This window comes from Brevibacillus sp. RS1.1 (assembly GCF_013284365.1).
Classification (GTDB): Bacteria; Bacillota; Bacilli; order Brevibacillales; family Brevibacillaceae; genus Brevibacillus; species Brevibacillus brevis_D.
In genome coordinates this window covers 32,991-58,870 of record NZ_JABSVA010000007.1, presented here as the reverse complement: position 1 = coordinate 58,870, position 25,880 = coordinate 32,991, and the positions used below count along the sequence as shown (strand labels likewise).

The following is a 25,880-nucleotide window of genomic DNA, read 5'->3' as shown; positions in this document are numbered from 1 at the left end:
AACCAATTAGCTATTCACTACTTCTCCTTTTTCTATGACAAGAAAAAAGTGGTAAAATATACATAACTACTCAGCTACCAAAAACCAACCACTTTTATCTAAAATCCTCGTCCGCGATCATAGATAAAAGCAGAGGAAAGGTGGAGGCGGTAAACAATGGCGTATATAGAAATCACGAAAAAGAATATAGAAACGGAGCACATATGCTGTGCATTAGGTGCAAAACAATACGAACATTCAGTAGCCGAGAAGAAGAAGTGGCTGACAGAGCGAATGGATGAAGGTTTGGTTTTTTATCGCTTGGATGAGCGAGCAAAAGTGTTTATTGAGTACTTGCCTGCGGAAATGGCATGGGTTCCAATTGAAGCGCCCAATTATATGTACATTAACTGTTTGTGGGTGTCTGGCAGATATAAAGAGAACGGGCATGCGAAACAATTGTTGCTTCATTGCAAGGAAGATGCTATCAAACGTGGTATGGACGGAATCGTTCATATCGTAGGGAAGAACAAGTACCCGTATTTGAGTGAGAGGCGTTTTTTTGAGCATATGGGGTTTGAGCTGGCAGACCAAGCAGAGCCGTATTTTCAATTAGTGGCATGGAAATGGAATGAACAAGCCGCTATGCCGTCCTTTAAGAAAACAGGAACGACTTCTTCAAAGGAGAAAGGCGTCACCATTTATTACACAGCGCAGTGTCCATTTGCTGTTGGTGTTTTGGAAGAGCTGAGAAAAGTAGCGGAAGCGAAAAGTGTTCCCTTTCATGCGTACAAGCTGACAACGAGGGAAGCAGCACAGAACGCGCCTGTCATATGGACGACCTTTGGCCTGTTTTATGAGGGGGAATTTATTACCCATGAAATTATGAGTGCCAATAAATTTGAAAAATGGCTAACAGAGCTTCTCGCACACCAAAAGCCCCGCCCATCCCAATAGGCGAGGGCTTTGTTTGTGTGACTACTTGCTCGTTGGCGCAAAATCCATTCCTTTTACATATTGCTGGCTGTGAACGGCGAACTCTGCCGTGAGTGGGGAGATCGACTGCCAGTTGCGCACCGCGAGCACCACTTCCCGTGTAATCGGGGGTGACAGAGGGATCGCGACGACTTTGGGGATGACAGGTGGCATGTACAGCTCTGGCATGATGGTGACGCCGATATACTCCTGCACCATGGTCAATATTGTATACACCTCACGCACTTCAAACGTAACTGTTGGGGTGATTTGATTCTCTTGCAGCATTTTTCGGATGCAGCCATCCTTTGGCATGATAAAGCAGCGTTCCGCAATTTCGGAAAAACGAAGGGTCTGACTGTCCTTCAACGGATGGGTATCTGGCAAAATGACCATCATTTCGTCTTGTAAGAGCGGCAACGTTTGCATTTCCTTATCAGGCATAACGGTAAAAGCAATGTCGACAACCGAGCTGTGCAGCCAGTTGCTAATTTCATCACTGTCGCCTTCCAAAAGCAGGATGTCCACAGCCGGAAACCGCTTGCGAAAGCTGCCCAAAAGTCCAGGCAAAAAGCGGGAGGCGACGCTGGGGATCGAGGCAATACGCAAGGTGCCGGACGAAATCCCGCGGGCCACGTTTGCTTCCTCCGTCATGCAGGATGTGATGTTCAAAATGTCGCGAGCGTGCGAAAGCATTCGTTCTCCGATGCTCGTCGGAGTGATCCCGCTGCGACTGCGCTGAAAAAGGCTGACGCCTAGCTCTTTTTCCAAGGACTGAATCATCTGCGAGACGGCGGATTGCGTAAAGCCGATTTCTTCTGCTGCCCGCGTGAAGCTACCAGCTTTTGCTGCGACGACAAACACTTGCAGTTGGGTAAGCGTCATGTCTCCTCGTTCCTTTTCATTAGTTTTATCTTATGAAAAACATTATAAATCATTGTTTTACTAATGGAAAAGAGCTTCGTATAGTAAAAGACATCACCACCAAGCACATACGAGGAGGAACATAGATGCATCCCGAATGGCAGCGAATTGCAAATGAATTTATCGAGGCGACCTCTTACCGGGTGGGCGAGCTGGAAAAAGGCTGGGCCTCTCGTTACGATTTTTCCAAAAGACCAGCGACGTATTTGCGCTATGAAGAGGTGTTTGCACGCATAGAATTGGGCAAGCCGCAGTTTCCAGCATCCGTCGATTTGTGGGAGGTCCTCGCTAATCGACGATCCAAGCGTAATTTCTTGAAGCAGCCCATGACGCTTAACGAATTGAATCTCTTGCTGTGGGGGACACAGGGTATCACAGATGATATGGGAGACTATCAATTACGCACGACGCCGTCTGCCGGGGCTCTGTATCCGATTGAGACGTACCTGATGATCAATAACGTGGAGGGACTCGAGAAAGGCCTGTATCACCTGGATGTACAGAATTGGTGCTTGGAGGGACTGAAGAGAGAAGACACGTCCGAGATTGCCTATCTGTTCACGGAAGAACAAGAGGTGACGAGACGGGCTGCTGTCAATTTCGTTTGGACAGCGATGGTGGATCGCACGAAAGACAAATACAAAGAGCGTGCGTACCGCTATATTTGGTGGGATTCCGGGCACGTATCGCAAAATCTGCATTTGGTAGCAAACGGATTGGGGCTTGGGGTAACGACGATTGGTCACTGGATGGATCATGACATGAACGAATATTTAGGCATTGATGGCACGTCCCATCTGTCTGTTTTGATGGCATCAGTGGGCAAAATCGCAGGCGGACATTGGCTGACAGACCGACGACCAGAATAAGCAGGTAAAAAGGATGCGCATAAGAAGCCGCATCCTTTTTTCATTCATGATGGTGTACAGTTTCGTTTACTTCTTACTTGATTTTGCCGAGTGTACACGATAACATATGTTCTAAATAAGAGTGATAACCATTATCAAAGTATGGAAGTCTAAGAGAAGAGGGTGACCGTTGTGTCCATTGCCAAAATCATTCGAGAGCGCCGCTCTATTAAAAAAGATTATAAGCCAGATACTGTGCCCGAAGAACTTGTTCTGGAGCTGTTGAATGACGCAGTGTACGCGCCGAACCATTGTATTCGTGAGCCATGGAGATTTATGTTTGTATCTTCAGAGAAAAAAGAAGCGTTTGTCGAGAAGTTGATCACCTGCTATCCGCCAGAAGCCCATCAGGCGCGCAGAGACATGTACAACCAGCCAGCAGCTTATTTGGTCGTTATCATGAAAGAAGATCCGCGCCAAAAACAATGGGAAGAAGATTTCAGTGCGACGGCTGCTCTCATTCAAAACTTCCAGTTGCTCGCATGGGAGCGTGGACTAGGCGTTGTCTGGAAAACAAACGCGCACAACTGGGACCCGAAGGCACACGCTATTTTGGGTGTTTCGCCAGGAGAGAAAATCGTTGGTTTCCTGCACCTCGGTTTTTTCGATCAGGAAAATGTACCAGCAGCTCGCACACGCACACCTGCCGAAGAAAAGTTCACTCGGTTCGAATAAACGAAAAAACGAGACCATTCGAGGGTCTCGTTTTTTTTGTAACTACTTTGCTGCTGCTTCCTGTGCGATGACTTTTACCATACTGGAAATGATTCCTAGATGGATGGACTCGTGCATGAGGGCAAAGTTAAAGACTTCTCCTACCGTCGTAAATTGGAAGGGACCCATTGTAATGGGGGCAGGCAAAGCTGCTTCTAGCTGCTCAGGGGTAACGGAGGCCAGCAGATCTAGTTGTACGGACAAGTAGTGAATCAGTTCATCTTTCGAGGGAGGTGCAGTCGTCCAGTCAGAAGGCTTCGTTCCCGTCTGAAAAAGACTAGCGTAAGTAGCGGGCAGGTCAGATTGGTAAGGCAAGCCGATGGACAGGAAATGCTGAAAACAAAAGACGATATGCCCGATATTCCAGCGAAGTGTATTTGAAAAAGCGGGAGATTGAACATCCAATAGCTCCTCAGGAATCATGGGAATCTGCTGCAGACCAATTTGACGAACGGATGTGGCAGAAGTGATCATGCTTTGAGACATGAGACAAAACCTCCCTATCATTTTCCTATGATTGACAGCACTCTTACCGTCATCTAAAGTGTACGTCGTAGGGGAAAACGCAACAATCATGCTTTTCCGATTAGAATGATTAGTAAAAATGATCATGGGCGCAAGGGGTGAAGCAATGGAGCTCAGGCAATTGGAGTATTTTATGGCAATATGTGAGGAAATGCATTTTTCCCGGGCCTCAGAAAAGCTATGTACCTCTCAGTCCAACCTCAGCCAGCAAATCAAGTTTTTAGAGAATGAGCTGGGTGTCCCGCTGTTTGACCGCTTGGGCAAGCGAATCACGCTGACAGAAGCAGGAAAAGTATTGCTGGAGCAGAGTCGGCATGTTTTTTCCCATATCGACTACGCACGTGAAGCAATTGCAGCCATGAAAAACAACGAAGGGGGCACGCTCACGATCGGTGTACTGCCTGGCGATGCCGACTTGTTGTTTGATGCTCTTCTTGTAGAATTCCACCGCTTGTATCCGAAAACATCCTTATCTGTCATAGAGTCTACACGAATCGTGGAGCAAATCACATCCGGCGAGATTGATTTGGGCGTGACGGTGTTACCTGAGCCGGATGAGAGAATCACTGTCATTCCGCTATTTCACGAAGAGTTCGCGCTTGCCGTTCATCGCGCACATCCACTCGCCAAGGAAAAGGCAATCAAGTTTGGGCAGCTTCAAGAGGTAAAAATGGTGATGTTTCCGCAGGATCATCAAGCGAGACAGCTCATCAATCGCTATTGCATACAGGAAGGCTTTCGTTTGCAGCCTCATATCGAAACCACCACACTCCAGTCTCAATTGAGTCTTGTAAAAAAGGGGATCGGGGGCTGTATCCTGCCTAGCTTACTGCTGCAAAACGTAAACGACGACGAGATTGCGATCATCAATCTCGTGCATCCGACACCTAGCCAAGACATCTGTCTGGTTTATCGCAAGGACAAATATATGGGGTTCGCCGCTCGTACCTTCATTGATACGCTACAAGCGTATATTCAATCGGCCATCGACAACGCCCAGGCTTCCGCTATCAATAATAATCACTCGTAAGATTTTCCTTTCCTTGGTAAAATACATATCATAACGAACAGTACGATCTGGTCGATGGGAGGAAGTTCACATGCATCCAAAAAAAGTCCCCCGTTAATCCCGAGGTCCTCCATTCATGTATTTGTGTCAGCTCACCTCAAAAAATATCAAGGGAGATGTACGTAAATGAACATGAATGGACCTGTAAAAATTTCTCGAAGTGAACGATTTCAAACCTGCCAAGAAATTGCTGCGAGATTGCATGAAGTGTACAAAGAAAAAATTCTGGCCATTGGGGTGTATGGTTCTATTTCTCGTGGGACAGACGGCCCTTATTCGGATATCGAGATGTTTTGTGTACTAGAAGAAACAGGGGAAGAAATAGAATTTAGCTACGAATGGTCAGCGGGACCTTGGAAGGCGGAAGTGAATGTGTGCAGTGCAGATGTTTTGCTGAACACTGCGTCTACTGTCGAGGATGATTGGCCGCTGACGCATGGACCATTCTTTTCTCCGCTGAGTCTGTACGATCCGAAGGGCTTTTTTGAAACGCTCAAAAAAGCAGCAGAATCACCATCGCAGGAAGAGTTCACAGAGAATATCAACGGTATTCTCGTAGGGGAAATGTACGAGTTTATTGGCAAGTTGCGAAACGTAAATCTAAATGGCCCACATACCTATCTGCCCTATTTGGCCATGCAATTTGCCCAATACGGTGCGATGTTGATCGGGCTGCATAACCGAAAGCTGTACTCGACAGGGGCCAAGGTTTTGCCAGAAGCGCTCGAATTACCGCATCGCCCGGCTGGATACGATCAGCTAGCCAGATTGGTAATGGCGGGAGATCTGACTGATCCAGCAAAAATCGTTACTGCTTGCGAAGCATTCTGGGATGGTCTCCAAGAGTGGGCTGCACAACATCACTATGTGATTCATTCAGAGCGAATTCCTTTTTAATGGATAAAAAAACAAATGAGACCCTTTGTACGTAGGGGTCTCAACCTTTCAAGAAAGCCTTGCTTCCTAGCGAGGCTTTTCTTTTTTGCTTACTCAACTTTGCCGCTCAAATGCTCATGAATGAGCTTCCATTCATCTGTCTCCGTTTTCGTGAAAATATTCGTGGCTCTGCCACTTCCCTTGACGAATTCCCCGTTGTAATAGCCTTGATATTCATACGTATATACACAGCTAGCGGATCTTTGATCGACGGAAATCCACTGGACATCCGTAGCCGCATAGACTTCATCCTTGATCAGATGCCATGCATTTTCAAAGTAAGCGCGGATCTCACTCATGGATGTACAAGTCTTATCTGAAAACCAGTAAATGGCATTCGGATGAAGAACTTTCTCTACATTGGCAAAGTCATGTGTATTAGTAGCATCCATATATTGCGCGAACGCCTGTTTATACCCTTCCACAAATGATCCCTCTCTCCGCTATAAATGGTCTATTTATCCATATTTTATAGGTTTGCGGCAAAGAAAAAAAGCCCGCCCGATGTAGAAGGGGGCTATTCGGGCGGAAATGGAGGACGTAATGTCCATCGTAGGGTCTGACACATTCATGATAGTTGTCTGATGTTAAGGAAGAGTAGAGAGAACATGAAGCATTTGTTAATTTTTAGGTTTTGTCTAAATGCCGAGGGGCAAGCACCCGTTTTTTTTCTTTTTGATCGCTGGAATAGACAGGCATCCATACAGGGGAGATGAGACTGTCATAAGCTGAATGCAGTACTGATCCTTGCCAGCAGATCGGTGCTTCCATCTGATCTCAATGAGAGGGGGAGAGAAGATCATGGGTTGCAATCGCGATGGTTTCGGCTTTTTTGGTGGCGGGTTCATTTGGATTCTCATTATTATATTTCTAGTGATTTGCTTCTTTGATGATTAAGGTCCGATTGCAAAGAAAAGACTCTGTGCTCTTATACGAGAGACAGAGTCTTTTTTCTGGTTACTACTTCAAATGCTGCAAAAACTGACGTGTACGTTCCTCACGCGGCTTTGCGAACAAGTGGGAAGGGGTATCTCGCTCCACGATGACGCCTTGGTCCATGAAAATCACCTCGTCGGCAACTTCGCGGGCGAACCCCATCTCGTGCGTGACGACGATCATTGTCATTCCTTCCTGGGCAAGCTCCTTCATCACCTTCAACACTTCGCCAACGAGCTCCGGGTCGAGAGCAGAAGTAGGCTCGTCAAATAGCATGACTTGCGGGTCCATCGCCAGTGCGCGGGCAATCCCTACGCGCTGCTGCTGTCCGCCAGATAACTGTGCGGGAAAATGGTCCAGCTTGTCACCAAGACCAACCTTTGTCAGGAGAGCAACGGCTTTCGCACGTGCTTTTTCTTTGTCTTCTTTTTTGACAGTGACGGGCCCCTCCATCACATTTTCAAGGGCTGTCATGTGCGGGAACAGATTGTAGTTTTGAAACACCATCCCGGTTTGCTTCCGCAGCTTCGGAATACTTGTTCGCTCAACTTTTTTGGAAAAGTCCAGCTTGACGTCCCCGATTTGGACGCTGCCGCTGGTCGGAACCTCAAGTGCATTCAGGCAGCGAAGCAAGGTTGTTTTCCCGGAGCCAGAAGGACCGATGATAACGACTACCTTTCCTTTTTCCACCGAGAGGGAAATGCCTTTGAGCACATGTAAGGTGTTGAATTGTTTATGCACATCCGTGATCGTAATCATTCGTTTTCACCTGCTTTTTAGACATAACGGTCCAGCTTGTTTTCGATGCGATCCTGGATAATGGAGAGTACGAAGCAAATCACCCAGTAGATAAGGGCTGCTTCCGCATAGACGAGCAACGGTTCATATGTCGCAGCGACGACTTCTTGGGCTTTGCGAAACATTTCCGGTACCAGAACGACCGAAGCCAGCGAAGTATCCTTGACCAAACTAATAAACGAGTTGGACAAAGGAGGAATGGAGACGCGAGCTGCCTGAGGGAGCACGACCCTGCGCAGTGCTTGCCAGTAGGTCATTCCCAGAGAGTAGGCTGCTTCCCATTGCCCTTTTTGAATCGACAAGATCGCGGCACGTACTACCTCGGAAGAGTAGGCACCGACGCTGAGAGAGAAGCCGATGATTGCCGACGGTATCGGATCGATCATCAAGCCGACGCTCGGCAAGCCATAAAAAATGATGAACAATTGGACCAATAAAGGGGTACCGCGAATGATCGATACATAAAAGCGGGCGATGCCAATCAGCGGCTTAATGCCGGATAGTCGTGCCAGCGCAGTGAGAACGGCAAGGATTAGACCAATGAAAAAGGCAGCGATGGCGATTGTTAAAGAATAGAGCAAGGCTCCTTTCAACAGAGGAAGAAAGGAGCTTTGCGCGATATCGATCCATCGGTTCAGGCGTTCTGGGTTTTCAAAGAAGCTACTTAGAGACATCTGCACCAAACCATTTCTCTGATATTTTTGCGAGGGTACCATCTTTCGTCATGTCATCCAGTGCTTTGTTGAATGCATCAACCAGCTCTGTGCTGCCCTTGCGGAAGAGGAAGCCGTTTTTCGCTACGTTCGGATCTTTTGCGATAATTTTGATCGGAACATCAGGCTTTTGCTTCATGAAGTCCAACAGGGAAATCCCATCGTTGATCGTAACGTCTACACGCTTAGAAACAAGCAGGTCAATCGCTTGGTTAAAACCTTCCACACCGACGATTTCCGCTCCGTTTTTCTTCGCGATATCTGTGAGGTTGCTCGTTAATGTTTGCGCTGCCTTCAGACCTTTAATGTCCGCAAAGCCTTTTACGGTCGTGTTGTCTTTATGGGTGACAAGGACTGCTGTGGAAACGGTATATGGATTGGAGAAATCGTATTTTTCCTGACGATCAGGGCGAATGCCTACCTGATTCGCTACGACATCAAAGCGCTTGGAGTCAAGTCCAGCGAACATGGCATCCCATTGTGTTTCTTGAAACACAGGTTCGACGCCGATGCGCTTTGCTACCTCTGTCACGACCTCCACATCATAGCCTGTCAGCTTGCCAGACTGATCGTGGAACGTAAACGGCGCGTATGTGCCCTCGGTTCCGATCAGCATTTTACCGTCAGCTTTTACTTTTTCCAACAAGTTTTGTTCTTTTTTCTCTTCTGTTGGGGCGGGAGCGGCACTATTTTGCGGTGATTGTCCTGTTGAAGACGACCCACAACCTGCCAATGCGACTAACAGAGTGGAAGCGAGAAGGGAAAATAATAGTTTTTTCATAAAGTAACCCCCACTAAACCGATGTGAATTTGAATAGGAACATACTAAAAGGGACAGACAATTTTGTCAACGAGTTTTCCTCGATAAAGGCTTTCTTCAGGCTTAAGAATTACTTCGTGATATCATCGCCGAACCATTTGACGGAAATTTTGGAAAGGGTGCCGTCCTGCTGCATCTCATCGAGCACCTTGTTAATCGCGTCAGTTAGTTCTGTGCTTCCTTTACGGAACATGAAAGCGGTTGGTTGGCCTTCTGTATTTTTCGCCACGACTTTGATTGGCGTATCCGGCTTTTGTTTCAGGAAATCAAGCACCGACAAATTATCGTTGATCACTACGTCCACGCGTTTTTGCGCGATCAGGTCAATCGCCTGATTAAAGTTGTCTACACCGACGATTTCTGCCTCATGGGAGCGGGCGAGGTCAGCGTAATTGCTGGTCATGGATTGTCCGGCTTTTAAGCCTTTAATATCCTTGAAGTCTTTGACGGTGTTATTGTCCTTGTGCGTAACCAAAACCGCACGGGAAATCGTATATGGCTTGGAGAAATCGTACTTTTCCTGACGATCAGGACGGATTCCTACCTGATTGGCAATGACGTCAAAGCGCTTGGAGTCGAGTCCCGCAAACATGGCATCCCACTGGGTTTCCTGGAACACAGGCTCTACACCGAGTCGCTTGGCAACCTCCGTGATTACTTCCACATCATAGCCAGTCAATGTGCCCGACTGATTATGGAACGTAAACGGAGAGTATGTACCTTCCGTACCAATGACGAGTTTCTTCTCGGCTTTCACTTTTTCCAGCAGATTTTGCGAAGCTGCTTGATCAGCAGGCGGAGTCGTATTATTCGGCTGAGAAGGAGAACCGGAAGTGCTGCAGCCAACCATTCCCAGTAGCAGGCAAGAGAGTAAGGTAGAAAGAATGACTTTTTTCATGTTGTAATCCCCTTTATGTTAATCGGATTTCATGGATTCATAGTAGTGGTCGTTCATGCCTTTGTCAATCTTTAAATTGTTAAATCCTATTTGATTACTTTGAATTTAGGTCTATGCAGCTGCGGTGAAGAGAAGAATATTTCCAGTTTAGGCTCCAGGCTACGTCCTGCTGAGGGCTGAGACTGTCCGCTCCGAATGGATTCGCGGGGAAACGCAAAAGTGGTAGCCACTACGTCGTGTGGGCACGGTTGCGTTTCTGTTGCCCGCGAATCCATTCGGAGCTGGGTAGGACTCCACAAGTCGCTACGTCTGGAAATATTCTTCTCTGTCGTAACTGATGACAACTCTTCATTCTTTTAAATCTTTAAAAGCCCGTTTAAACAGGGAAAGCTCGTAGAGGAAACAGGAGAAAACAGCGAAGATCTTTGGTACACCGACCGAGACGGAATGCAAAAAGCGAAACACGCCTTTAGCGTCCACCTCTGAAATACATCCTGAAAGGACCACTTTGGACGCGGTTTCGCTTTTTGCATGGAGGCGGGCAGAGGGTCCCACAGCGGGTGGGACAAGAAGCTGAGCGTTTTCTCCTGTTTCCTCGACACCACTACAGAACGTTTTTATCCCTTTTAAGATTCTCCATTCATGCGGTGGCTATGTGTTATGAGACAAAAACTTGGCGCAGAAGTAGTGGTTGAGGTTCCCCGTCAAGAAGCGTACAATTAGTACGAATTGAAAGGCCTACAAGCAATGACGTGCTTGTTCTTCATAGGAGAGCGCACCGACAAAAGGAGTCAATCAACATGTTAAACGACTGGCGTATGTATACAGATGGAAGTGGAATCGAGCAAAAGCATGTAGCCTGGCATGAAGTGCTGAAGGAAATCGCTCAATTGGATGGAGTAACCCGAACGTTGGTTCACGCAGCGTATGGAGACCATGTGGATTTGGTCGTAGCAGGCGGGAACAACGGCAAAGTATTGGTGCAATGGAAAGAACACGAGCCGGCTGAACAGCACTTTGTCCTTGCGGCAGACAAGCAATCGGCGGTGATGTCCACACTCGTCATTGAGGGTAGTGAGGTTGCCTTTCCCCTTTCCTGGTGTGTTCCGCTTGAGCAGGTTGTTCCCTTGTGCGGGGATTTGCTCCGAACATGTGAAAAAGGGGAGCCGGCAAAACTCGAATGGCTTCCCGTAGAAATGTAGGCAGGAGGGCAGCATGGAACTACAAACGTTGCAGCAGTCCATCCTCATCATGGCCGTCATCATTGGGATCGGTAGCTTAATCGGCTACCGACAACCCTTGACTGCGGACTCCCGCCAACTCGTCATCACGATTATTATTAACGTAGCCATGCCGTGCATTATTTTAGACGGGATCTTTCAGACAACCATTGATCAACAAATTTTATACCAAATTTTTGCAATATTCTTCATTTCGATTATCCTGAACTGCTTGGGTATTTTCATCGGCTGGTTAGGTGCGCGTGCTCTTCCGCTTCCTGTGAAAAAACGCCGGGAGATCGCGCTCTTGTCTGGCTTGGGGAATACAGGCTTCATCGGTTTACCGCTTTGTGCAGCATTGTTCGGGCCAAAGGGGGCACTCTTGGCAGCGATTTTTGACGCAGGTGTGGATGTTGTGCTATGGACAGTAGGGGTGATGATGCTCCAGGAAAAAGGAAGCTTTTCCTTGAAAGGGCTCAAGACACTCATCAACATCCCGATGATCGCGATTGTATTTGGACTCGGTTCTGCCATCATCGGTTTTGTGCCTCCTGAGCCTGTGAAGCAGCTGTTTGGAACGCTGTCCAAGCTCGCCTCTCCGTTAGCCATGATGTATATTGGTATGCTTTTGCCTATGTTTTTGCGCAACAAACCACAAGTATCCTTGAAGCTTTTGAGCATGCCACTCACGTTTAAACTCGTTGTTTTTCCGCTGATGACGGCGTTTCTTTTGTCCGTTTTTTCAATCGATAGCGATATCGTCAGCGTTTCCCTTGTGCAAGTAGCAATGCCTACCCTGACATTGGCCTCGATTTTGTTCGGGCGTTATGCAGCGGATGAGGAGATGGGGGCCATGACGACGGTTTGTTCCACCTTGCTGGCGCTCTTGTCCATCCCGGTTATTTTGGTCATGGGAAATTGGCTTTTGCACTAATCTCTCGCCAATCTCAGTCATAGTGAAACGAAACAGAGGTAACCTATGTCTAACAAGTAAAGAATGACGAAAATGATGATGAGGGATGGAGGAACAACAATGAAAGGCAAATCGATTTTGGCTGTTGCCCTGACACTGCAAGTGTTGGCGGCTTATCCTGTGCATGCGGCAGTGACTAGCACACCACAAACAACGACAAATGCGATACTGGTAAACGGAGAGCAATCTTCCTTGGCAAAAGCACCGATTCTCGTCCAGCAGCGTACCTATGTAACTGCCGAGGATGCGAGCCGGATTTTAGGAGGCACTTGGAAACAGGATGCAACGAATGGAGAAATGAAGCTGGCAAAAGGGACGCTGACGTTCCAACTCGTTACAGGAAAAGTAGCGTTGAATGGCAAGTGGCTGTTAGATGGGCAGGGCGCAATCGTGCGTGACAAACAAGTGTATGTGCCGTTGAGATGGATGGCAGAGCAGGCCGGACATCAAATCACGTGGAATGCCGAGAAAAAGGCGGTGGAAATTGTGATGGCTGGGGAAGAGAGTGCCTTTACGCTTGTCGATGCCGATAAGCTGACAGAACAGGAACGTACATTTATTGAATCGGTAAAAGAACAGCAAGGCATTCACAAGCAGGGAGATCTTTATGTCATCGCACGCGGGTCCTCACCGAATCCTGGCTACGGACTGCAGGTAACCAAAGTCGAGCAGAGCTTGGAGCAGCTTTTTGTGTATGTCAAACAAACGCAGCCTGATCCGGGCAAAATGTATCCGCAAGTGATTTCCTATCCGTATTTGGCGGCAAAAGTGAAGCTGCCACCTTACACGACGATTTCCTTTCTAGATGCAGAGACGAAGAAGCCGCTGTTTCCCACAGAGGGCAACGGAAGCCGATAAAAAAATCGAACAAACGACGCAGAGGGCCTGCTAACGAGGAGCACGTAGCAGGCCCTCTTGTTTTTGTGTAACTCCTGATGTAAGATATGGTTGTGATTTCCTATCCCTTGAGAAATGGAGGTGTGTGTACGTGTCCGGAACTCTTCAAGCATGGTTTGTGGTAGAAACTTCCAGTATGACGCATGATTTTACATTCAACGGGACCAGTCTGTCCTTTTTTGCGCATACAACTGAACGGAGTTTCCATAGGCGTACCATGCATCGATCAGGGGCGGTTTGTTCTTGTCTATAATGGGTAACTGACGTAAGGTCGGTCCCTTTCACGATGCCGCAGGTAATGGCCTGCGGCTTTTTTGCGTCCACTCGTACGTGCGGTGTGGTCTCAAAATTGTGCCGGGGCCACCAGGAAATCCATTATTTTGAACCGTTACCAACATTTCTAGGAGGAAACTATCATGATTATTGTCGCGACACAGCAGTTGCAGAAATCGTACGGAGCCGATCCGGTTTTACAAGATATCACATTGGAAATAAAGGCAGGAGAACGCGTCGGGATCGTCGGACCGAATGGAGCAGGCAAAACCACATTGTTCAAGCTGTTGGCAGGTATCGAAAGCCCAGATTCTGGTGAGCTTTTTCGGGCAAAAGGAACGATATGGGCGTACCTGCCCCAAACGCCGAAGTATCCGGCGGAGTGGACGGGGGCGGATGTTGTAGCCAGTGCTTTTGCGGATGTCATTAAGCTGCAGGAGCAGATGCGCGAACTCGAGCAACAGATGGGTTTGCTTTACGAAAATGAACAAGAGCTAAACCGCCTCATGCTACGGTATCAAAAGCTGCAAGATGAATTTGAACAACGGGATGGCTATCAGTGGGAGATTAAAATGGCCCAGGTGACACAGGGCTTGGGAGTTAGTTCGGAGCAGTTAGCGACACCTTTTGCCCAGCTCAGTGGTGGGGAAAAGACGAAGGCTGGCCTTGCAAAGCTACTCTGCCAACAAAGCGATGTTCTGCTCTTGGATGAGCCGACCAACCATTTGGATGTGGAGTCGATGGAGTGGCTAGAAGAGTTTTTAAAAAATTATCAAGGCACGATCCTGATCATCTCCCATGACCGTTATTTTTTGGATGCGGTCGTCACGTCTGTCTATCATGTGGACGGAGGGGAAGCTGAATTTTATATCGGCAATTACAGTGCGTTCGCCACGGAGCGTGAGGAGCGCTTGTTGCGCCAGTTTGCTGCTTATCAGGAACAGCAGAAACAAATCAAGAAAATGAAAGAGACAATCAAACGGCTCAAGGAGTGGGGCAATCGCTCCAATCCGCCGAACGAAGCCTTTCACCGAAGGGCAAAAAGCATGGAAAAAGCGCTGGCGCGGATTGAACGTATCGAGCGACCAAAAATGGAAGCGGATCGCATGGGCTTGCAGTTTATGAAAACCGACCGAAGCGGGCAGGATGTGCTAAAAGCGACGGGGGTACAGAAAGCATTTGGCGGGAAACAGTTGTTTGCGGACGCTAGCTTTTTATTGCGCTACGGGGAGCGAAAAGCGCTGCTTGGACCAAATGGCTGCGGTAAATCCACGTTGATTCGCATGCTGCTGGGAGAGATTGAGCCAGACGAAGGTACGCTCAAAATTGGCAGCAGCGTAAAGGTTGGCTACTTGTCACAGCAAGCTTTGGAAGGGGACCAAAACCAACGTCTGATTGATGTTTTCCGCGAGGTAGCCAGCGTGACGGAGCCGGAAGCACGACATTTGCTGGCGCGGTTTATGTTTTACGGCGAACAAGTTTTCAAGCGGATCGGGCAGTTGAGCGGCGGAGAGCGGATGCGACTACGATTGGCCCAAATGATGCATCAGGAAATCAACCTGCTCATTCTGGACGAACCGACCAACCATCTGGATATTGAAGCGCGAGAAACATTGGAGGAAGCCTTGGCAGATTTCCGAGGGTCGTTGTTTATCATCTCGCATGATCGCTATTTCCTGCAAAAGATGGCAGATGGTGTGTTTTGGGTAGAAAATAAGCGGCTGGTTCACGATGTGGGTTCCTATGAGGAAGCAAGGGAGAAGCAAAAACAAAGGATTGCTGATCGTGCGGGTAAGCCAGAAGAAATAGAGCGAAAGCAGTCAGCAGTCAAACAAGTCCAAGAGACGGCCGTGACGAATGCGACAGCTAAACGTCCAAATCCTTACAAACTAGCAGAGCTTGAACAAAAAATAGCCTCGTTAGAAGGAAGAAAAGGCGAACTGACGGCCTTGCTCCAAAGTGAAGGGGCCGATTACGAGCAGTTAGTGGCTTGGCAACAGTCGATTGATCAGGTACAGCAGGAGATAGAGGTAACCTTTTCAGTTTGGATGGAGCTACAGGAACAGTAGGCTGCCATAAAAATAGCACCGTCAGCAAATTGTTGAATGGCTGGCGGTGCTTTCTTTTGTATGGCTTACGATTGCGCATGTGTGCTTGGCTCTGGAAGGCGGCGATAGCTACTTACGAACCACAGGAGGAGCAACACCATCAAGACCCCTCCGAGGAAGAACGGACCGCCGTGGGAGACTTGGTAAACCGCTCCACCAGCTAATGGACCCAAGATCCGTCCTAGGCTGTCCATCGAGCTGATTGCTCCACTTGTCACGCCTTGGCCTTGCGTGGTTCGCTGGGTGATCATTGCGGTGGCTGTCGCTCTGATCATGCCTTGTCCCGCCCCGAATAAGGAGAGGATCAGCGCTAGCACCCAAAAGTTACCCGATAACGGAATGGCGAAAAATCCAATGCCGTAAAGAATCATCCCGATGACGAGGACACTTGCTTCCCCTAGCTGCTTGACCATTCTTCCGATCAGCCCGCCCTGTACAGCGGCAGCGATCAAGCCCATGACGAGAAACATGTAGCCGAGGTCTATGGAGGTAAAACCGTACAAATCACTTATGTACAGGGCAAAAGTCGTTTCCAGTCCGGAAAAAGCAAAGGAAACGGTGAACAAAATACCGTACAGCAAGGACATGGATCCGAACAAAGAGACAAGCGGATTTTGCCGCTGTTCTTTTTGCAGATTCGCCCGTTTTTCTTTCGGCAAGCTCTCTGGCAAGGAAAACAGGATCAGGAAAAATGTAAGCAACGCCACGATACCCGAAGCGTAGAAGGGAACGGCAAAGCCGAATTTGCTGAGCAGTCCACCAATGACCGGACCGAAGACAAAGCTAAGTCCAATCCCTGCGCCAATGACCCCCATCCCTTTTGCCCGTTCTTCTGAAGGGAAGAGATCCGCTACCATTGCGGTTACGGTTGGCAATGCGGCAGCCGAGACGATTCCACCCAAAATGCGATACAGGAGCATTTCTGTATAACTGTCAGCGAGTCCAAACAGGATAAAGGTGATAGAAAAGCCGAACAGCCCAAATGATAGGAGTGGCTTTCGCCCGATTCTATCTGAAAGTGCCCCCCAAATCGGTGCAAACACCAGCTGCATAATATTGTAGCTGGCAAAAAGTACGCCAATTTGTAACGAAGTCGCACCCAATTTTTCCGCGAAAAAGGGAAGAATGGGGATAATGATGCCAAAACCGAGCATGATGAAAAAAGCAATAAAGAACAAGAGGGCAAGGTGCTTCTTATTCACTACGTCTACCTCTTTTCGCACAAAAATCTGTTCAAGCGAATTGTTTGCTTTTTCCACCTTACGTGAAGGAAATGGCGAAGTCAAGCCAGCAGCGTGGGCAGTTATAGCAAGACGTGCTATAATAGAAAAGAAACAAGAATGGCTACCTATATTGTCAAGTATATATCCATGAGGTGTTTGTTACATGTCTACTGCGATGCTATACTACCTGGCCTGGCATGAAGATGATTGGCTGGATGAAGTGCTCGATCGTTTTCCTGAGATTAATGCCATTGTGCCTTCGGTCAAAACGTTTGAGTTGCTGGCTAAACAAAGAGAGTCCGGAGAAGTTGAGCGAGCTGTCCTCGTTCTGAATGCGGCTGTCGAACAGGAGAGATGCAAAGAGTTTTTACGCTTGTGTCAAGAACACCCACAGCTATCCGCGGACCCTTTGTATATCGTCGGATTGAAACCGGAAGAGGAGGAGGCGTGGCAAGAAGCGTATCCACACGCGAAGATCATCGTCATTACCGGCTTTGCTGTCGAGTTTGATTACGATGCCGTCCTCGCAAGGATGGAAATCGATCTGGAGGGAGCTCATTGAAAATAAACCCGAATGAATTCGATTTGAAGGCGTTTCTGCACCGTTTCGGATTGGTTATTTATACAGGTGATCCTGAAGGGGATTTGCTGTTGATAGAAGATGAAATTCGGGAGCTATATGAGCTGAATGTCATTGACAAGGAAGAGTTCATTGAAGCCATGTCAGCGTTGCGCAGCAAGCGTAAGGCTGAGGGAAGAGAATAGAGCGTAAGAACGTGTTTGCCAAGCCGTGTGTAAGCGGTAGTTGGTGAACACGTTTTTTTGTTTGGGTATCTCGAATGTATTTTGTAAGAAATTCTTCAGAAATACTTATCCTTTTCTTAAGGATTTCTGTCTTCTTTTGAAAGGTTTACCCGTTAGGATAGAGTGCAGAGAGAAAGGAGGCGGCACAGGTGGAGTTTACAGGGTATTACGAGCTATTCTGGGAGATGGTTACAGGCATGCTGGGAAAATTCATTCCTGATGAGATTACGGTTATGACCATGGGGGCACAGGTTGCTAATACAGGAGCGGACTTTTTTCCAGCATTTGCCATCATATACCCCGTTTTTTTCATCGTTTCTTGCGTGGGATACTTGCTGGGAGCGAAGGTATTTGGCTGGATGACCCGGAGGCTGGGCTTGCGTGCTGATAGACTATCGGCATTGCGCGGGTCAATGGGCTGGTTGCTTGCTTTTGGTATCTTTCTTCCGATTATTCGTCATATCATGCCTATCCTCGCTGGTGCCAGCCGAATGTCGTTTCGGCAGTTCCTTCTATTCTTTTTGCCGAGCAGTATCGTTTGGACCTTGCATTACTTTGTGGCAGGCTACTTGTTCTATGATCAACTGGAAATAATGATTGCGGGCGTTTATCAATATAGCAAAATTACATTGACGATTGTTTGTTTTGTAGGGTTTTCGTTCCTCATGATTCGCCAGTTGCAGCGTCTTGGTGGAATGAAAGGACCTCGAACGAATAAGCAACCACCTGTTTCGTAACCGATATGAATTCTTAGTGCAGCGTCTACTATCCACGAGCTTTTCGGATGGCAGGCGCCTTTTTTTATGCGGATTTATTATCGTTCTGTTCTGATACTTTTAAAAGTTTGTAAAGAAGAAGTTTACATTTGGTAACGATGGGGTAAATTACCAAATGTCGTCGTGTCATGAATTTCCATTTTAAAAAATTTGTATGATTGGAGGCTTTTGCATGAGGAGCATAAAAAATGTGCTGGTAACCATTTTGGCTGCTATCACGATCGGTATTTTTATTCTTCAGCTAGTGTTTGGTTTTCTCCAGTTTGAGCAAATTATCTCGAATGAAGTAGAGGCAAAGCTACAAATGCAGGTAGCCAAAGAGGCGGCTTATCTGAATGGGATGCTGGACAAGACAGGCAAGCTCTCGGAAACACTCACTTATTCTGTCTCGCATGGCTCCAAGGAAACAATCAAGCAAATGGAAGGGACGCTGGTCGATGTCGTAGCGTCTGAGCCTTTGATTGTGGGCGGTGGATTTTGGATGGAGCCATACAGCTTCGACAGCATGCAAAAGCTGTACGGCAGGTATGCCATCCGCAATAACGAAAAAGTAGAGCTGGATCCGGCTTATAGCGATGGCAGCTATGATTATCTCGCGCAGGATTGGTACAAAGCGGGGATGGTGGACAAGCCATATGTATGGACTGAGCCGTATGCCGACCCGATTTCCAAAGTTCCTATGGTGACAGCAATTGCTCCCATTAAGGTGGGAGGAAAAATCAGTGGTACGACGACATTGGATATCGGGCTTACGGAGCTTAACAAAAGCATCGAAAATCTGAAGGTTGGCGAAACAGGCTACGGTTTTATCGTTTCCAAGTCGGGCATTTACGTATCCCATCGCGATGCCCAAAAGAACTTGCAGGTGAAAATGACGGACGAATCTGAAACGGGACTGCGAGACATTGCCAATCAAATAACAGAAGCAACCGCAACGGGTATGACGCAAGCAACCATCGCTGGTCAAACGCAATTCGTCACCTTCGCTCCTATCGGGGAAACAGGCATGACACTAGCTACTGTCATGCCCGCAGCAGAGATTAACGGACCGGTTACCCAATACTTTTACATCAGCCTGATTATTTTTGGTGTCTCGATCAGCATTTTCCTCGTGCTCTTGTACTGGTTCATCAATCGACAGGTAGCACGCCCTTTGCTGCAGCTAAAAGCAAGCATAGTCAACCTGGTGGAAAAAAAGGATTTAACCCAGACGATCCCAATCCGGCGCAAGGATGAGATTGGCGACGTGGCGACAGCAGTGAATGCATTTATTGCGGATCTGCACGGAATGATGAAAAATATTAGCGGCTATACCGGTCAAGTCGGAACTGTTTCGGAAACTTCCGCAAAGAAGTCTCATGAAGCACGGCTTGCCTTTGGTCAGGTGGCCTCGTCGTTCCAAGAGGTAGCAACCGGCACGGAGAATCAACAGCATAGTGCCGAAGAAAGTGCGCGTGCTATGGAAGAGATGGCCATCGGTATTCAGCGGATTGCCGAAGCCTCATCCACGATGGCCGAATCTTCGAAACATATGGCAAACGAAGCGGTGACGGGCAACCAATCCGTAGAGAAGGTGTCAGGACAAATGGACTCCATCAACCGATCCGTAAGCCATTCTGCTCATGTCGTTCGTTCGTTGGATAGCCGCTCAGCAGAAATTTCGCAGATCGTAGAAGTCATCGCAAGCATTGCATCCCAGACGAACCTGTTGGCGCTCAATGCAGCGATTGAAGCTGCGCGTGCAGGGGAACAGGGAAGAGGTTTCGCAGTGGTAGCAGATGAGGTGCGCAAGCTGGCAGAGCAGTCCAACGACTCCGCAAACCAAATTGCCAACCTGATTACGGAAATCCAACGGGAAACGACCTCGGCGGTACAAGCCATGGATGAGGGAACACGCGAGGTAGAAACCGGCATCCAGATAGCCTATGAGACAGGGGAAGCATTCCGCCGGATCATGGATTCTACCCAGGATGTTGCCGATCAGATTCAGGAGATTTCCTCCGTTGCCGAGCAAATGTCAGCGGCAACGGAACAGGTGACGGCATCTATTTTGCAGTTGTCCTTGATTGCAAAGGAATCTGCGGCAAGTGCATCGGGTGTGGCTGCTTCAACGGAAGAGCAGCGCATCTCGATGGACCAGCTCTCTACATCCGCCGAGCAGCTAAACCAGATGGCGAGGGAATTACAGCAAATGATCAACCGTTTCACACTCTAAACCTTGTTTGCAAAAAAATGCAAAATGATGAACTGCTGCTGTCATGCGATGGGAGCAGTTCGCTTTATTGACAGAAAAATACAAGTCAGAATATAATGAATTTGAAACAAAGCAAACAAAAGCAATATTTTGCAAACAAAAATCCAAGGCTGGTGGAACAGAATGCAAAACCATAAGTATGACGTTGTGGTGATTGGTGGTGGAGTAGTCGGTACAGCCATATTACGCGCCCTTTCGTTTTATCAACTGAAACTGCTTTTAATCGAGAAGCAGCCTGACGTTTGTGAAGGGACAAGCAAGGCGAACAGTGGGATTGTTCATACCGGGTTTGATGCAAAGCCAGGCACGGTTGAGGCAGAGTGCCTTCGCCGCTCCCGCCGCTTATGGCCGATGTTGGTTGAGAATCTGAGAATCCCCTTCATTCCATGTGGCGCCGTAATGGTGGCGACAAATGAAGAAGAAAAGCAGATTATCGAAACCACCTATGTTCCCCAGGCAAAGGCAAATGACGTAGATGTTCACTGGATGTCTGCTGAGGAGATTCTGGAGATGAATCCCGCCGTGACAACCAAGGTAACAGGTGGATTGGCGGTACCGGGTGAAGCTATCTGTGATCCATTCTGGGCCACCAGAGCCTTCGGAGAGATAGCCGTGTTAAACGGTGCGGAGGTTGTGCTTGGGCATGGCGTCTCCCACATCGAGACTGTACCGGATGGAGAGGGCTTGCGCCTTACGCTGGAAAATGGGGAAACGGTCACGACCCGTTATGCGGTGAATGCTGCCGGATTATGGTCTGATGAAATTGCCCGGATGGTGGGAGAGGGGAGCTTCTCGATTTCACCGCGCAAAGGCCAGTTTATCCTGACCGAAGAGGCGATATCCATCTCCTCGATCCTTTTGCCGGTTCCTACGAAAACCTCCAAGGGCGTGTTGGTTTCGCCAGTCGTGTTCGGCGGTTTTCTGCTTGGGCCAACGGCGGAGGATCAAGAGGACAAATGGGATCGTTCCACCTCGGAGGCTGGGATGGAATCGGTGCTGGCAGGCTGTGAGAAACTCGTTCCAGACACGCGGCAATTTTCCACGATTCGTCAGTTTGCCGGGGTCAGGGCAGTTTGCAGCGAAGGAGATTTTGTCATCCGTCCATCCGTTGTACAGCCACGTATGATTCATGCTGCCGGGATTCGTTCCACCGGACTATCTGCTTCCCCTGGCATAGCAGAGCTGGTAGCGGAAACACTTCAGAAATCTGGACTTGAGCTGCAAGCAAACGAACAGGCACAGCACACCCTTCCCGATCTCTTTTCAGAGGAGCAGGATACAGGAGAAATCATTTGTCTGTGTCGCTCGATTACCCGGAGTGAGATCGTCCATTCCTTGAAGCGTCCACTCACCCCGCTGACCATTGATGGCGTGAAGCGGCGGACGGGCGCCACCTTAGGAGAGTGCCAAGGAAACTGCTGTATTCCCAAAATCATCGATGTTATGGCCGAGACCTATCCTGATCAGACCGGGAAGCAGCCTTTAAAAGGAGTAAAAAACTCTTATCTAGCTGTAGTACAAGGAGAGAAGCAGGCATGAAGTATGAATTGGTGATCATTGGAGCAGGAATCTCGGGATTGACGGCAGCCGTTTCAGCGTGGGAAGGAGGAATCAGCTCTGTTCTGATGATTGATTACCAGAAGAGAAAAGGTGGCTTCACCTTACCGTATTGGAGCTCCGAGGAGTTTGCACCAGAACGGGAGCTGCTGGAAAAAATCGCGTCGCTTCCCTACGAGATTCACGAACAATCAACGGTCGTCGGTTTTTTCCCAGGGGCAAACGGTCAACTGCATCAGTTGTACGTCCAGTCACCGATGGGCACCTATTCTATTGAGGTAAAAAAGGTACTGATCGCCTCAGGCTCACTGGAAAAACCGCGTGAGGCGCATAAAATCCCGGGGACACGTCCAGCAGGAATCATGACGCCGATGATGGCGATGCAGCTGGTAGAGCGAGGATATCTGCCAGGCCACAAGATTGTGTTGATCGAGAATGGTAGAATCTCACGCAGTACAGCGACCCTTCTGGAAAAAGAGACGAGCAATCTGGTCAAATATGCGGAGGCCGATTGGGAGCTTACCTCTATCAAGGGATTGTCCCGTGTAGAAGGAGTGCAGCTGCGGAATCGGATGACGGATGAGAGAAACGAAGTGGCGTGCGATACGCTCATTTTTGCAAAAGGTCGTGTGCCTTGCACGTTTTTCTTGAAAGGAACACCAATCGAGCGAGATCATCACGATGCGATCATCGTAGATGCCACGGGGAAAACGAATCTGCCAGATATTTATGCAGTGGGGAGCTGTACTTGCCTTGGCGACGATGATCACACCAATTCAATGGAATTGGCAAAAGAAACAGCCAAGCACCTCTTTTAAAGCGATCATCAGAAGGGAGAGTTTACGATGAAGCTATCCGACTCGTTTACGATTCAGGCAAGCAAAGCGGATGTATGGTCGGTCTTTATGGATGTAGAAAAGCTGTCAGGATGCGTACCGGGCTGCAAAGAAGTAAAAATGAGCAGCCCAACCCGTTATGAAGCGAACATGGAAGTGAAAATACAGTTTATGACGATCCTATTCCGTGTCACCGGAGAATTAAGAGAAGCAGTAGAAGGAGAAGCGCTACAAGTAGAGATGACCGGACAACCAGTAGCGTTGGCGGGATTGTTCCGCAATCAATTGCACCTTCAGTTAAAAGAGGAACAGCCGGGAACCACACGAGTTCAATACGAGATGGATTTGCAAATGACAGGACGATTGGCATCATTAGGAGATATACTAATGAAAGGGACTGTGAAGAAAAAGGCAGAAGAATTTGCGACGAACGTCCAAACCTTGTTTCAGTCTAGTCAGGAGATTTACAATTAAGAGAAGATGGTGATCATCCATGCTACAAGAAGAAAGGCAGCAGCTGATCCTGCAAATGCTACAGGAAAATCAATCCGTTCGTATTGCAGAGCTATGCAGCCGACTAATGGTGACCCGCGAAACAATCAGGCGTGATTTGTATGAAATGGAGCAGCAGGGACTACTGAAAAAGGTGCATGGTGGCGCTATTCTGAATAAAACCAACATAGAGCCTCCTTATGCCAAGCGGAGTGGATTAAACTTGGCGGAGAAAGAGGCGATTGCAGTGGTCGCCGCCTCTTTGGTGGAGGACGGTGACGCGATCTATATTGATTTAGGCACGACGACACAATTGTTCGCCAAACACCTTTACCATAAAAAAGGAATTACGGTGATAACCAATGCGCTACTGGTGGCATTGGAACTATCTCATCACCCGGATGCAAAGGTGATCATGAGTGGAGGTGAATTGCGGGCAGGGGATCTGGCCATGTCCGGTCCGATTGCCAGGAAAAGCCTCGAGGGGTTGTTTGTGGACAAAGCTTTTATTGGTGTGGGGGGATTGGCAGCCGAAACTGGTTTTACGGATTACCATGTAGGCGAGTCAGACATCAGGCAGCTGATGCTTACAAACGCCAAAGAAACATATGCCCTGATTGATCATTCCAAAATAAATGTAACCGCTTTTATGAGAGTGGCAGAGCTATCCGATATCGACGTAGTCATTACAGATGAGGAACTACCCCAATCTCTTGCTGGGCGACTGGCTCAGGAAGGATTGCAAGTCATCGTTGCTAAGACATCCGTGTAAAGCAAATGGTGAGGGAGGCAGTCCATGGTGAAGCAATCGGTACAAGCAAATGATTCGCAAGATATGCAAACGTATCATTATAAGCAAGAATTGAGACGGACATTAAAATTGTTCAGTTCGTTTGCCGTCGCGTTTTCTTTCATTTCCATTACAACAGGTATTTTTAGCAATTATGGATTTGTGCTGAGTACAGCTGGGCCGGCTGGTATTTGGACCTGGCCGATTGTAACCATAGGGCATTTGTTAGTGGCGATTATTTTTGCAGAGCTGGCTGGAAGAATTCCATTGAGCGGTTATTCCTATCAATGGGTGACACGTCTTGCCAACCCGGGACTGGGTTGGTTTGCTGGCTGGATTGCCTTTTGCTTTCTCGTTATCGTCGTTCCAACCGTCGACTATGCGCTGGCGCCCATCATTGCCGAGATGTTTGGTTGGGATACAAGCTCCAAGACGCTAGTCTGGATCGTGATTGGTACCCTGGTCGTGCAAGCTTTATTAAACATTTATGGAGTGAAGCTGGCAACTCGCATTAACGATATCGCCGTGTACACCGAAGTGATCGGTATGGTTGGGATCGTTGTGGTGCTGGGGGCAGTTGTGATGTACAACGGGGCAAATTGGAGCATGCTGACCGATATCGGTACCACTGCCACTCAATCAGATGGTTCGTACCTAGGCGCTTTTATCATGGCTGCCCTGATGGGTTCCTTTACATTAGTAGGTTTCGAGGCTGCTGCGAATCTCTCCGAGGAGACGATCAATGCGAAGAAAACGGTTCCTCGTGCGATGATTTTATCCGTATTACTAAGTGGTGTGATCGGTTTCTTACTGTTGATCGTCATTTCTGTTGCCATCACGGATTTGCCGACTGTGCTTGGTGTAGCGAATCCGATTCCGTACATATTGCAAGCAAGTCTTGGCTCTGCTGTATCCAGCTTTTTTCTGGTGCTTTGCCTCATTTCCATCTTCGCGTGCGGCTTGATCATCATGGCTTCCGCTTCCCGCCTCATCTATGCGTTGTCACGCGACAATGTATTCTTCGCTTCTTCCATCTTCAAGAAGGTATCACCTCAGACTTCCGTACCAACAAACGCAGTTTTACTCGTTTTCGTGCTAGGCATTCTCGCGGTGCTATTCGCAGATTCCTTGACCCTTCTGGTAGGGGCCACTTCAGTTCTGCCTGCCCTTCTCTATCTGACAACGATTGCGGCTTATGCATGGAAACGCAAGGAACTGCCCAAATCGAAGTACTTTGACCTGGGAAAATGGCGGACACCGCTCACTTTCCTAGCGATTGCATGGCTGATCTTTGAAATTGGCATTTTGACTATTCCGGAAAACTTCCATAGCGTAGCGATCGTAGCAGCTACCTTGCTGGCAGTTGGTGTGATTTTGTATCATCTGCTGTTCCGCAAAGGGATTAGGGAGGGCCGTATCGGTATAAGAGACAGAACATTCGGATTTGGTGAAGAGAAAGAAGATCATTCCGCCTAGAATAAT

26 protein-coding genes are annotated in these 25,880 nt (G+C 48.1%); 18 read left to right on the top strand and 8 right to left on the bottom strand.

The window, feature by feature from the left end; all coding sequences use genetic code 11:
- Positions 1-156: 156 nt before the first annotated feature.
- Entirely contained in the window at positions 157-936 is a 780-nt protein-coding gene (locus HP570_RS21135; protein ID WP_173627032.1) for a GNAT family N-acetyltransferase, read from the top strand.
- Between the two features lie 21 nt (positions 937-957).
- Here HP570_RS21135 and HP570_RS21130 read toward each other — a convergent pair whose 3' ends face one another.
- Positions 958-1,839 carry a LysR family transcriptional regulator gene (locus HP570_RS21130; RefSeq protein WP_173627031.1) on the bottom strand — a complete coding sequence of 294 codons (882 nt, stop codon included), beginning with the start codon at positions 1,837-1,839 and terminating at the stop codon, positions 958-960.
- Between the two features lie 125 nt (positions 1,840-1,964).
- On the opposite strand from HP570_RS21130, the gene HP570_RS21125 reads away from it, so the two are divergent.
- Positions 1,965-2,747: a SagB/ThcOx family dehydrogenase gene (locus tag HP570_RS21125; protein ID WP_064201094.1), complete on the top strand. Its 783-nt coding sequence runs from the start codon at positions 1,965-1,967 to the stop codon at positions 2,745-2,747.
- 162 nt (positions 2,748-2,909) lie between these two features.
- Entirely contained in the window at positions 2,910-3,461 is a 552-nt protein-coding gene (locus tag HP570_RS21120) for a nitroreductase family protein (protein ID WP_173627030.1), read from the top strand.
- 42 nt (positions 3,462-3,503) lie between these two features.
- Here the strand turns inward: HP570_RS21120 and HP570_RS21115 are convergent, their stop codons facing one another.
- On the bottom strand, positions 3,504-3,986 hold the full coding sequence (locus HP570_RS21115) for a DinB family protein (RefSeq protein WP_173627029.1): 483 nt from the start codon (positions 3,984-3,986) through the stop codon (positions 3,504-3,506).
- Positions 3,987-4,131: 145 nt separating this feature from the next.
- Between HP570_RS21115 and HP570_RS21110 the strand changes: the two genes are divergently transcribed.
- Together HP570_RS21110 and HP570_RS21105 are read left to right on the top strand one after the other, a co-directional pair.
- On the top strand, positions 4,132-5,055 hold the full coding sequence (locus tag HP570_RS21110; RefSeq protein WP_173627028.1) for a LysR family transcriptional regulator: 924 nt from the start codon (positions 4,132-4,134) through the stop codon (positions 5,053-5,055).
- A gap of 165 nt (positions 5,056-5,220) precedes the next feature.
- Positions 5,221-5,991, top strand: a complete 771-nt coding sequence (locus HP570_RS21105; RefSeq protein WP_173627027.1) for an ANT(4')-I family aminoglycoside nucleotidyltransferase — start codon at positions 5,221-5,223, stop codon at positions 5,989-5,991.
- 89 nt (positions 5,992-6,080) lie between these two features.
- Here HP570_RS21105 and HP570_RS21100 read toward each other — a convergent pair whose 3' ends face one another.
- The 5 genes from HP570_RS21100 to HP570_RS21080 all read right to left on the bottom strand — a co-directional run bounded on the left by HP570_RS21100 (position 6,081) and on the right by HP570_RS21080 (position 10,195).
- Positions 6,081-6,455: a YybH family protein gene (locus HP570_RS21100; protein ID WP_173627026.1), complete on the bottom strand. Its 375-nt coding sequence runs from the start codon at positions 6,453-6,455 to the stop codon at positions 6,081-6,083.
- Positions 6,456-6,990: 535 nt separating this feature from the next.
- Positions 6,991-7,725 carry an amino acid ABC transporter ATP-binding protein gene (locus tag HP570_RS21095; RefSeq protein ID WP_173627025.1) on the bottom strand — a complete coding sequence of 245 codons (735 nt, stop codon included), beginning with the start codon at positions 7,723-7,725 and terminating at the stop codon, positions 6,991-6,993.
- Between the two features lie 17 nt (positions 7,726-7,742).
- Positions 7,743-8,438: an amino acid ABC transporter permease gene (locus HP570_RS21090; protein ID WP_173627162.1), complete on the bottom strand. Its 696-nt coding sequence runs from the start codon at positions 8,436-8,438 to the stop codon at positions 7,743-7,745.
- Entirely contained in the window at positions 8,425-9,258 is an 834-nt protein-coding gene (locus tag HP570_RS21085) for an amino acid ABC transporter substrate-binding protein (RefSeq protein WP_015892558.1), read from the bottom strand. The genes HP570_RS21090 and HP570_RS21085 overlap by 14 nt, the downstream gene beginning before the upstream one ends.
- A 109-nt stretch (positions 9,259-9,367) precedes the next feature.
- Positions 9,368-10,195, bottom strand: coding sequence for an amino acid ABC transporter substrate-binding protein (locus HP570_RS21080; protein WP_173627024.1), 828 nt, complete (start codon positions 10,193-10,195; stop codon positions 9,368-9,370).
- A gap of 800 nt (positions 10,196-10,995) precedes the next feature.
- Between HP570_RS21080 and HP570_RS21075 the strand changes: the two genes are divergently transcribed.
- The 4 genes from HP570_RS21075 (at position 10,996) to abc-f (ending at position 15,627) form a co-directional block, all read left to right on the top strand.
- On the top strand, positions 10,996-11,397 hold the full coding sequence (locus HP570_RS21075) for a hypothetical protein (protein ID WP_087346211.1): 402 nt from the start codon (positions 10,996-10,998) through the stop codon (positions 11,395-11,397).
- A 13-nt stretch (positions 11,398-11,410) separates the two neighbouring features.
- Positions 11,411-12,349, top strand: coding sequence for an AEC family transporter (locus HP570_RS21070; RefSeq protein WP_173627023.1), 939 nt, complete (start codon positions 11,411-11,413; stop codon positions 12,347-12,349).
- Between the two features lie 99 nt (positions 12,350-12,448).
- Positions 12,449-13,246: a stalk domain-containing protein gene (locus tag HP570_RS21065; RefSeq protein ID WP_173627022.1), complete on the top strand. Its 798-nt coding sequence runs from the start codon at positions 12,449-12,451 to the stop codon at positions 13,244-13,246.
- 455 nt (positions 13,247-13,701) lie between these two features.
- Positions 13,702-15,627 carry a ribosomal protection-like ABC-F family protein gene (gene abc-f, locus HP570_RS21060; protein WP_173627021.1) on the top strand — a complete coding sequence of 642 codons (1,926 nt, stop codon included), beginning with the start codon at positions 13,702-13,704 and terminating at the stop codon, positions 15,625-15,627.
- 65 nt (positions 15,628-15,692) lie between these two features.
- Here abc-f and HP570_RS21055 read toward each other — a convergent pair whose 3' ends face one another.
- Positions 15,693-17,030, bottom strand: a complete 1,338-nt coding sequence (locus HP570_RS21055; RefSeq protein ID WP_375138862.1) for an MFS transporter — start codon at positions 17,028-17,030, stop codon at positions 15,693-15,695.
- A 22-nt stretch (positions 17,031-17,052) separates the two neighbouring features.
- Here HP570_RS21055 and HP570_RS21050 point away from each other — a divergent pair, with 22 nt between their 5' ends.
- The 9 genes from HP570_RS21050 (at position 17,053) to HP570_RS21010 (ending at position 25,874) form a co-directional block, all read left to right on the top strand.
- The gene (locus HP570_RS21050) at positions 17,053-17,451 is read left to right on the top strand and encodes a hypothetical protein (RefSeq protein WP_016743052.1); all 399 of its coding nucleotides are present in this window, start codon (positions 17,053-17,055) and stop codon (positions 17,449-17,451) included.
- On the top strand, positions 17,448-17,654 hold the full coding sequence (locus HP570_RS21045) for a YqgQ family protein (RefSeq protein WP_015892550.1): 207 nt from the start codon (positions 17,448-17,450) through the stop codon (positions 17,652-17,654). The genes HP570_RS21050 and HP570_RS21045 overlap by 4 nt, the downstream gene beginning before the upstream one ends.
- Positions 17,655-17,842: 188 nt before the next feature.
- A complete protein-coding gene (locus HP570_RS21040) occupies positions 17,843-18,430 on the top strand; it encodes a DedA family protein (RefSeq protein ID WP_173627020.1) in 588 nt (195 codons plus the stop codon).
- A gap of 211 nt (positions 18,431-18,641) precedes the next feature.
- Positions 18,642-20,684 (top strand): methyl-accepting chemotaxis protein, encoded by a 2,043-nt coding sequence (locus HP570_RS21035; protein WP_173627019.1) that lies wholly within the window; start codon positions 18,642-18,644, stop codon positions 20,682-20,684.
- 162 nt (positions 20,685-20,846) lie between these two features.
- Positions 20,847-22,262 carry an NAD(P)/FAD-dependent oxidoreductase gene (locus HP570_RS21030; protein ID WP_173627018.1) on the top strand — a complete coding sequence of 472 codons (1,416 nt, stop codon included), beginning with the start codon at positions 20,847-20,849 and terminating at the stop codon, positions 22,260-22,262.
- The gene (locus HP570_RS21025; RefSeq protein ID WP_173627017.1) at positions 22,259-23,098 is read left to right on the top strand and encodes an NAD(P)/FAD-dependent oxidoreductase; all 840 of its coding nucleotides are present in this window, start codon (positions 22,259-22,261) and stop codon (positions 23,096-23,098) included. Before HP570_RS21030 ends, HP570_RS21025 begins: the two co-directional genes overlap by 4 nt.
- A gap of 27 nt (positions 23,099-23,125) precedes the next feature.
- Positions 23,126-23,590, top strand: a complete 465-nt coding sequence (locus tag HP570_RS21020; RefSeq protein ID WP_173627016.1) for an SRPBCC family protein — start codon at positions 23,126-23,128, stop codon at positions 23,588-23,590.
- Between the two features lie 19 nt (positions 23,591-23,609).
- Positions 23,610-24,380, top strand: a complete 771-nt coding sequence (locus HP570_RS21015) for a DeoR/GlpR family DNA-binding transcription regulator (protein ID WP_173627015.1) — start codon at positions 23,610-23,612, stop codon at positions 24,378-24,380.
- A gap of 24 nt (positions 24,381-24,404) precedes the next feature.
- Positions 24,405-25,874 carry an APC family permease gene (locus HP570_RS21010; RefSeq protein ID WP_173627014.1) on the top strand — a complete coding sequence of 490 codons (1,470 nt, stop codon included), beginning with the start codon at positions 24,405-24,407 and terminating at the stop codon, positions 25,872-25,874.
- Positions 25,875-25,880: the final 6 nt, after the last annotated feature.

Excerpts from the sequence above, each read along its gene's own strand:
- HP570_RS21010 (WP_173627014.1), top strand. The coding sequence starts at position 24,405 with ATGGTGAAGCAATCGGTACAAGCAAATGATTCGCAAGATATGCAAACG.
- HP570_RS21130 (WP_173627031.1), bottom strand. The coding sequence starts at position 1,839 with ATGACGCTTACCCAACTGCAAGTGTTTGTCGTCGCAGCAAAAGCTGGT.
- HP570_RS21110 (WP_173627028.1), top strand. The coding sequence starts at position 4,132 with ATGGAGCTCAGGCAATTGGAGTATTTTATGGCAATATGTGAGGAAATG.
- HP570_RS21020 (WP_173627016.1), top strand. The coding sequence starts at position 23,126 with ATGAAGCTATCCGACTCGTTTACGATTCAGGCAAGCAAAGCGGATGTA.
- abc-f (WP_173627021.1), top strand. The coding sequence starts at position 13,702 with ATGATTATTGTCGCGACACAGCAGTTGCAGAAATCGTACGGAGCCGAT.
- HP570_RS21015 (WP_173627015.1), top strand. The coding sequence starts at position 23,610 with ATGCTACAAGAAGAAAGGCAGCAGCTGATCCTGCAAATGCTACAGGAA.
- HP570_RS21070 (WP_173627023.1), top strand. The coding sequence starts at position 11,411 with ATGGAACTACAAACGTTGCAGCAGTCCATCCTCATCATGGCCGTCATC.
- HP570_RS21095 (WP_173627025.1), bottom strand. The coding sequence starts at position 7,725 with ATGATTACGATCACGGATGTGCATAAACAATTCAACACCTTACATGTG.
- HP570_RS21085 (WP_015892558.1), bottom strand. The coding sequence starts at position 9,258 with ATGAAAAAACTATTATTTTCCCTTCTCGCTTCCACTCTGTTAGTCGCA.
- HP570_RS21025 (WP_173627017.1), top strand. The coding sequence starts at position 22,259 with ATGAAGTATGAATTGGTGATCATTGGAGCAGGAATCTCGGGATTGACG.
- HP570_RS21035 (WP_173627019.1), top strand. The coding sequence starts at position 18,642 with ATGAGGAGCATAAAAAATGTGCTGGTAACCATTTTGGCTGCTATCACG.
- HP570_RS21075 (WP_087346211.1), top strand. The coding sequence starts at position 10,996 with ATGTTAAACGACTGGCGTATGTATACAGATGGAAGTGGAATCGAGCAA.
- HP570_RS21135 (WP_173627032.1), top strand. The coding sequence starts at position 157 with ATGGCGTATATAGAAATCACGAAAAAGAATATAGAAACGGAGCACATA.
- HP570_RS21105 (WP_173627027.1), top strand. The coding sequence starts at position 5,221 with ATGAACATGAATGGACCTGTAAAAATTTCTCGAAGTGAACGATTTCAA.
- HP570_RS21125 (WP_064201094.1), top strand. The coding sequence starts at position 1,965 with ATGCATCCCGAATGGCAGCGAATTGCAAATGAATTTATCGAGGCGACC.
- HP570_RS21030 (WP_173627018.1), top strand. The coding sequence starts at position 20,847 with ATGCAAAACCATAAGTATGACGTTGTGGTGATTGGTGGTGGAGTAGTC.
- HP570_RS21115 (WP_173627029.1), bottom strand. The coding sequence starts at position 3,986 with ATGTCTCAAAGCATGATCACTTCTGCCACATCCGTTCGTCAAATTGGT.
- HP570_RS21065 (WP_173627022.1), top strand. The coding sequence starts at position 12,449 with ATGAAAGGCAAATCGATTTTGGCTGTTGCCCTGACACTGCAAGTGTTG.
- HP570_RS21080 (WP_173627024.1), bottom strand. The coding sequence starts at position 10,195 with ATGAAAAAAGTCATTCTTTCTACCTTACTCTCTTGCCTGCTACTGGGA.
- HP570_RS21090 (WP_173627162.1), bottom strand. The coding sequence starts at position 8,438 with ATGTCTCTAAGTAGCTTCTTTGAAAACCCAGAACGCCTGAACCGATGG.
- HP570_RS21050 (WP_016743052.1), top strand. The coding sequence starts at position 17,053 with ATGTCTACTGCGATGCTATACTACCTGGCCTGGCATGAAGATGATTGG.